At 64.5% G+C, this 6,940-nt stretch carries 8 protein-coding genes; 3 read left to right on the top strand and 5 right to left on the bottom strand.

Annotated features, from left to right (window positions below; all coding sequences use genetic code 11):
• Window positions 1–166: 166 nt before the first annotated feature.
• Window positions 167–1,291 (bottom strand): dual-specificity RNA methyltransferase RlmN, encoded by a 1,125-nt coding sequence (rlmN, locus tag CSQ99_RS25330; protein ID WP_099041755.1) that lies wholly within the window; start codon window positions 1,289–1,291, stop codon window positions 167–169.
• A gap of 69 nt (window positions 1,292–1,360) precedes the next feature.
• On the opposite strand from rlmN, the gene CSQ99_RS25325 reads away from it, so the two are divergent.
• Complete coding sequence (locus CSQ99_RS25325; RefSeq protein ID WP_425437875.1) at window positions 1,361–2,320, top strand: DMT family transporter; 960 nt, start codon at window positions 1,361–1,363, stop codon at window positions 2,318–2,320.
• Here the strand turns inward: CSQ99_RS25325 and CSQ99_RS25320 are convergent.
• From CSQ99_RS25320 to CSQ99_RS25305, 4 genes are all read right to left on the bottom strand, one after another.
• Window positions 2,228–3,106 (bottom strand): phosphatidate cytidylyltransferase, encoded by an 879-nt coding sequence (locus tag CSQ99_RS25320; protein WP_099041753.1) that lies wholly within the window; start codon window positions 3,104–3,106, stop codon window positions 2,228–2,230. The genes CSQ99_RS25325 and CSQ99_RS25320 overlap by 93 nt on opposite strands.
• Window positions 3,106–3,663: a ribosome recycling factor gene (frr, locus tag CSQ99_RS25315; protein ID WP_099041752.1), complete on the bottom strand. Its 558-nt coding sequence runs from the start codon at window positions 3,661–3,663 to the stop codon at window positions 3,106–3,108. Before frr ends, CSQ99_RS25320 begins: the two co-directional genes overlap by 1 nt.
• A 40-nt stretch (window positions 3,664–3,703) precedes the next feature.
• Window positions 3,704–4,561 (bottom strand): UMP kinase, encoded by an 858-nt coding sequence (gene pyrH, locus CSQ99_RS25310; protein WP_099041751.1) that lies wholly within the window; start codon window positions 4,559–4,561, stop codon window positions 3,704–3,706.
• A gap of 86 nt (window positions 4,562–4,647) precedes the next feature.
• Entirely contained in the window at window positions 4,648–5,325 is a 678-nt protein-coding gene (locus tag CSQ99_RS25305) for a class I SAM-dependent methyltransferase (RefSeq protein ID WP_099041750.1), read from the bottom strand.
• Between the two features lie 36 nt (window positions 5,326–5,361).
• On the opposite strand from CSQ99_RS25305, the gene CSQ99_RS25300 reads away from it, so the two are divergent.
• Together CSQ99_RS25300 and CSQ99_RS25295 are read left to right on the top strand one after the other, a co-directional pair.
• The gene (locus CSQ99_RS25300; RefSeq protein WP_176561215.1) at window positions 5,362–5,796 is read left to right on the top strand and encodes a MarR family winged helix-turn-helix transcriptional regulator; all 435 of its coding nucleotides are present in this window, start codon (window positions 5,362–5,364) and stop codon (window positions 5,794–5,796) included.
• A gap of 130 nt (window positions 5,797–5,926) precedes the next feature.
• Window positions 5,927–6,904 (top strand): arginase family protein, encoded by a 978-nt coding sequence (locus tag CSQ99_RS25295; protein WP_099041749.1) that lies wholly within the window; start codon window positions 5,927–5,929, stop codon window positions 6,902–6,904.
• Window positions 6,905–6,940 lie beyond the last annotated feature (36 nt).

The following is a 6,940-nucleotide window of genomic DNA, read 5'->3' as shown; positions in this document are numbered from 1 at the left end:
CCTGCCACCCATGGCGGCACCCCTTCGGCCACCAAATCCCAGTACCGACGCAGCACTGACTTCAACACCAAAGGACGAGCCATCAACACTCCTACGCGAAGTGTTGCAATCACCCATTGAAATCAGGCGAGTAGCCGTCTGCAAAACGTGTATTTCGTCGAATAACTCAGCTTTCGGCGGCCAATTGACCGCAGGCGGCGGCGATTTCGCGGCCGCGGGTGTCACGCACCGTGCACGACACGCCCCGCTCTCGCACGCGCTTGACGAACTCGCGCTCTGCGGCTTTGGGACTGGCGTCCCATTCGCTGCCCGGCGTCGGGTTCAGCGGGATGAGGTTGACGTGCACCAACGGTCCGAGCGCTCCGTGCAATCGCTTGCCCAACAGATCGGCCCGCCATGCCTGGTCGTTGACGTCACGGATGAGCGCGTACTCGATCGACACCCGCCGACCGGTCACATCCGCGTAATACCGTGCCGCGTCAAGCACTTCGGCGACCTTCCACCGACTATTGACTGGGACCAGCGTGTCGCGCAGTTCGTCGTCGGGCGCATGCAATGAGAGCGCCAGCGTCACACCGAGCCGTTCGTCGGCCAGCTTGCGGATCGCCGGGGCGAGGCCGACCGTCGACACGGTGACCGAACGCGCCGAGATGCCGAATCCGTTGGGCGGCGCCGCGATGATGCGTCGCACCGCCGCGAGCACGCGGTTGTAATTGGCCAGGGGCTCACCCATGCCCATGAACACGATGTTGGACAGCCGGCCACCGCGCGCGGGCGGCGCTATGCCCTCACCGTCGCGGTCGCGCAGTTCGACCGCCGCTGCTCGCACCTGCTCGAGGATCTCCGCGGTCGACAGGTTGCGCTGCAGCCCGCCCTGGCCCGTGGCGCAGAACGGGCAGGCCATGCCACAACCGGCCTGCGACGAGATACACACGGTGTTGCGCTGCGGGTAGCGCATCAGAACCGATTCGAAGGTCGAACCGTCGACCGCGCGCCAAAGCATCTTGCGGGTCTCGCCCTTATCGCATTCGATTTCACGGACCGCGTCGAGCAGCTTCGGGAATAGTGCATCTCCGATCTGATCGCGAAGGTTCGCCGGCAGGTCGGTCATCTGATGCGGATCGGCGATCAGCCGCGCGTAGTACTGATTGGCCAGCTGCTTACCCCGGAATGCGGGCAGCCCAAGGTCCACAACAGCGGCGGTGCGCGCGTCGTCGTCGAGGTCGGCGAGGTGACGCGGCGGCATCGCACGTCGCGGAGCATCGAAAACAAGAGGCAGGGAAATGGCCATGAGGTTTCACCAGTATCTCATTGGTGAGCGCCTGAAATTAATTCGCGAACTCAGGCGTTGGTCGCAACTATGGTTCCTATGCCCACCAGGACCATGCCGCTCGGCTCGGCGTCGGCACTGACGTTCTTTTATGCTCTCGGCTATCCCGTTGGTGCACTTGCTGTTTCGGTGATGTCCCCGATGGCGGTGCTGGTGTTCCGATTCGGCCTGGCCGCGGCCATCCTGGCGATGTGGGCCACGTTGGCGCGGGTGAGCTGGCCCACAGGCCGCACCCTGGTGCATGTACTGATCAGCGGCCTGCTTGCGCAAGGACTGCTGTTCACCTGCCTGTATATCGCGCTGATGCATGGCGCGCCCGCCGTACTCGGTGCAGTGATCATTTCCATGAATCCCGTCGTCACGGCGGTGTTGGCGGCGATGTTCCTCGGCGAGGCGCTCACCAGGACCCGGATCGTCGCGCTGGGGCTTGGCGTGGTGGCGGTGCTCGCGTCCTGTGCGGGACGGCTGATCGCGGTCGGCGGGGTCGATCCCGCGGTCCTGCTCATCCTCGTCTCGCTGTTCAGCGTGGCCGCCGGCGGCGTTTACCAGCAGAAGTTCTGCTCAGGCGTGGACTTCCGGGCGACAGCGGCACTACAGAACGCCGCCTGCATCCTGCCGGTCGTAGCCCTGGCCGCGGCGATGCCGTGGACGGTCAACGATCCGTGGAAGGCGGTAGGCGCCGTCGCGGCGGTGGTGCTGCTGAACGCGGTGCTGTCCATGACCCTCTACGTGCGCGGCATCAACGAGTACGGCGCGGCCGCGGTGGCGATGTTGTTCGCGGTGATCCCGGCGGTCGCGGGTGTACTGGCGTGGGCGATGCTCGGTGAACGCCCCGATATCGGGATCGCCGTCGGCCTCGTCGTCGGCGCCGCCGCATGTTGGCTCAACGCCAAGGGTTCACGCCAACGTTGTCAGCACGATCCAGCCGGCGACCGCAGAGGGCAGCATCGCGTCGATCCTGTCCATGATTCCCCCGTGACCGGGCAATAGCGTGCCCATGTCCTTGATACCGAGGTCGCGCTTGACCTGCGACTCGACCAGGTCACCGAGGACGCCGGTGATGACCAGCATCAGGCCCAGCGGAATCCCGACCCACGCGGGCTTGTCGAGCAGGAATGTCACCGACAGCACGGCCGCGGCGACACCGAACAACACCGAGCCGCACAGGCCCTCCCACGACTTCTTCGGGCTGATCGCGGGCACCATGAGGTGCTTGCCGAACAACACTCCGGCGACGTAGCCGCCGATGTCGGCGAATACGACGGTGACGATCACGATGAACGTCCGAACGCCGCCGTCCTCCTGGAAGATCAGCAGCGCACTGAAACTGGCGAACAGTGGAACCCATGTCGCCAGCAGGACCGTCGCCGAAATATCGCGCAGATAGTTGACCGGCTGTTCGCGGACCCCCTGCCCGACCAGTCGCCACACCATGCACACGACGATCGTGCCGCCGTAGGCTCCCAGTGTCCCCGCGACGCCGTAGGGCCAACTCAGCCAGATCATGGCCTGGCCGCCGATCAGCAGTGGAACCACGGGAAGGGCGTAGCCGGCCTCACCGAGCCGGCGAACGACCTCGTAGGTGGCGATCGGGATCGCCACGGCGAGCACCGGCAGCCATCCGATGGGTGCGAACAACAGAACGCCGATTGCGATTGCGCCGAGGACGACACCCACACCGATGGCGGCGGGCAGATCACGACCGGCTCGGGACGTCTTCTTGGGCGGCTCGTCGACCGGGGTATCTGTCACGGGAGTCATGTGCTGTTCGGTCACTAGACCTCCAGCAACTCGCCTTCTTTGTGCTTGACCAATTCGTCGATCTGGGTGCTGTAGGTGTGGGTGGTCTTGTCGAGATCCTTCTCGGCCCGGCTGACCTCGTCCTCGCCCGCCTCCCCGTCCTTCTTGATGCGGTGCAACTCCTCCATCGCCTTGCGCCGGATGTTTCGTACCGAAACCCGCGCGTCCTCCCCCTTGGCCTTCGCCTGCTTGACCAGATCGCGGCGACGCTCCTCGGTCAGCTGCGGGATGGAGACCCGGATGACGTTGCCGTCGTTGGTCGGGTTCAGGCCGAGGTCCGAGTTGCGGATCGCATCCTCGATGTTGCGCAACTGATTCGACTCATAGGGCTTGATCACGACCAGCCGCGGCTCGGGGACGTTGATGCTCGACAGCTGCGTGATCGGCGTCGGCGAGCCGTAGTAATCCATGTTGACGCGGGAGAACATGCCGGGATTCGCGCGCCCGGTCCGGATGGACGAAAGGTCGTCGCGCGCCACCGACACCGCCTTCTCCATCTTCTCTTCGGCGTCGAAGAGGGTCTCCTCGATCACGTTGCTCTCCTTATGACGGGCTCCTCGCGGGCGCGCGCTGTTAGGTGGTGACCAGTGTTCCGATCTTCTCACCTGCGACGGCACGCGCGATATTGCCGTCGGTGAGCAGATTGAACACCAGGATCGGCATGCCATTGTCCATGCATAAGCTGAATGCGGTCGCATCGGCGACCGCCAGGCCGCGGTCGATGACCTCACGATGGCTGATCGCGGTCAGCAACTCGGCGTCGGGATGCACCCGCGGATCAGCCGTGAACACTCCGTCGACGGCCTTGGCCATCAGCACCACCTCGGCGCCGATCTCGAGCGCTCGCTGCGCGGCCGTCGTATCTGTCGAGAAGTAAGGCAATCCCATGCCCGCGCCGAAGATGACCACGCGTCCCTTCTCCAGGTGCCTGCGGGCGCGCAGGGGGATGTATGGCTCGGCGACCTGGCCCATCGTGATCGCGGTCTGAACGCGCGTTGCGATCCCCTGCTTCTCCAGGAAATCCTGCAGCGCAAGGCTGTTCATCACGGTGCCGAGCATGCCCATGTAATCGCTGCGCGTTCGCTCCATGCCACGCTGCTGTAGCTGTGCTCCGCGGAAGAAGTTGCCGCCGCCGATGACGACGGCAACCTGCACACCGCTGCGAACGACTTCGGCAATCTGTTGGGCCACCTGCTGCACGACATCGGGGTCCAGGCCCACCTGGCCACCGCCGAACATCTCGCCACCGAGCTTGAGCAGCACGCGGGAGTAGCCCGGCCGCAGCGGCGAATCGCCAGAGGTAACAGGGTCGGCACCGTTGGGGCTGGTTGGCTCGGGAGCCGCTCCGGCGGCGACATTAGGCTTGGGAGCCGCTCCGGCGGCGACATCAGGCTCCGGAGCCGCCGGGCCGGTGACATTAAATTCCGCCATCCGACTCCTTCGGGGTCCTCGCTGAGATTCCCCTAATCCTGCCTCATGGCGGCTCTCCGGCCCTTAGGCGGGGTGGCGCGTCGCCGTTAGCCGGGCAAATGTGCGGTCAGCAGGAAGGCGGGCACCGACCTGCGGCCCTTTGGCTCATCCCGCACGTCGATCACCGGAAAGAACTGCTCGAAGCCCTCCGGGAAGACGCCGTGGATCCGCGCCGGCCTGATCTCGTCGATGGTCCAGTATTTGGACACGATGTCGCGCAATTCGTCCTCGGTGACCGGGTTGGCCGGGCCGTCGGGCATCCCGGCCTTGTCGAATACCAGCACGAAGTACGACGCGCCGGGGGCGGCGGCCCGCACGATGGACCGTTGGTAGCCCTCGCGTAGCTCCACCGGCATCGAGTGGAACAGGGTCGAGTCGACGATCGTGTTGAACCGGCCGTCGTAGCCACCGAAATCGCTGATGTCGGCGACCTCGAAGGTGGCGTTGTCCAGGCCACGCTTGGCCGCCTCCGCCTTCGCCAGTTCGATCGCCGTCGGTGACTGATCCAGCCCCACCGTGGTGGATCCCTTTTCGGCCAGATACAGCGAGATGGCCGCCTCGCCGCAACCCGCATCGAGAACGTCGCCGGAGAATTTTCCCTGCTCGATCAGCACCGCGAGCTCCGGTTGCGGCTCGCCGATGCTCCACGGCGGCTTCACCCCTGCCATCTCCGGCGCCTCGCCCCGGTAGGCGGATTCGAACATTTCATTCGTGGGTTGAGTCATGAATCCGGTATATCAATCTGATTGATATGTGTCAAGATGGTTGATATGGACGACCTGCTCGACGATCAGCCGCTGGGATATCTCCTGGCCCGGGTGACGAACGCCCTGCGCGCAGAGGTGAACGCGGCCGTCCTGGATCCGATGGGACTCGCGTTTCCGCAGTACATCTGCCTGCGGATCCTGTCGAAGTACCCGGACCGGACCAATGCGGAACTTGCCCGCTACACCAACGTCACCCCGCAGGCGATGAATATGGTGGTGCGCCGCCTCGAAGACCGCGGACTGGTCACACGGCCGGCAAGCGTGACGTCGGGACGGTCACTTCCCGCCCGGTTGACCCGCGAGGGCGAGGACCTGCTGAAGCGCACTGAGACGGGAGTGCGTTCCGCCGAGCGGAAACTGATGGCGGGATTGACCGCCGAGCAGCAACACGAATTCAAGCGCGTTCTCGTGACACTCGGCTCGGACTAGGCTCTGCGAAAGCGGTGTGTCCTATCCCATTAACGAAACAACTGACGCGTGCGACAATCTTGTCGTAACGAGAGGCGCGCGCGCCGGACGCGCCTTTGCTCACACACTCGACGACGAGGGGTGCGCCGCTATGAGCTTTACACCTACCGCTGATGAGGCCCTGAATCTACTCGAAGGGTACTTTTACTGGAGCGGCTTCCCGAGGTTGCTGGGTTGCGAAATCGAGACAGATTTCACCAAGGCCGACATCGCGTTGGTGGGACTACCGCTGGCGGTCAATCCAATCGAGCGGACCCAGTATCTGGCGCCCCGCGCCGTCCGCCACCGATCTCAGGCGTATCACCGTGGACACCGCGAATTCGGGATCAACCCCTTCGAGCTGGCGCGGATTCGAGATTTCGGCGACGTGCCGATTCCCACACCGACAATCGCCGATCAAGCGGTCCTCGACATCGAGAAGTTCTACGCGCGGATGGATGCAGCCGGAGTCCTTCCGTTCACCGTGGGCGGAGACCACGCCTGCACGCTTCCGGTGCTGCGCGCGATCGCCGGCCCGAACTCGCGACGCAAGGGGCCGATCGGAATCATCCATTTCGACTCGCACACCGATACATACGGCGATTCAGCGGGCGTGCATTGCCATCCAGGGAACGGCTTCCGGATCGGCAATGAAGAGGGCTTGATCGATGCGTCCCGTTACGTGCTCGTCGGCCTCAACGGCCCGATGGTGCATCCGAACATGGACGACTACTCCAAGGATGCCGGTTACCGGTTGCTTTCCCTCACCGAGATCGAGGACATCGGGATACCCGCCGCGGTGCAGGAGATTCGCAACGTGGTGGGCGACGGACCGGTCTACGTGACAGTTGATTTGGATGTGCTGACGCTAAGCGATGCACCGGCCGTCGCCGACCCCGAGGCGGGCGGACTGACCATGCGGGAAATGCAGAAGATCTTGCGCAGCTTCCGCGGTATGGACGTCGTCGGCGGCGACGTGGTGTGCTTCGTGCCCCATCTCGACCCGGCGCAGATCACCGCGCTCCATATCAGCGCGATCATGCATGAGATCGTGACGGTCATGGCCGAAGGTGTCGCCAGGACGCGGTAGCTCCACGTCGGGTCGCGCTGGCAGCAAGAGCGTCAG

The organism is Mycobacterium neglectum (genome assembly GCF_002591975.1).
Classification (GTDB): Bacteria; Actinomycetota; Actinomycetes; order Mycobacteriales; family Mycobacteriaceae; genus Mycobacterium; species Mycobacterium neglectum.
The sequence above is the reverse complement of the archived record's forward strand: the minus strand, read 5'-3'. Positions and strand labels throughout refer to the sequence as shown.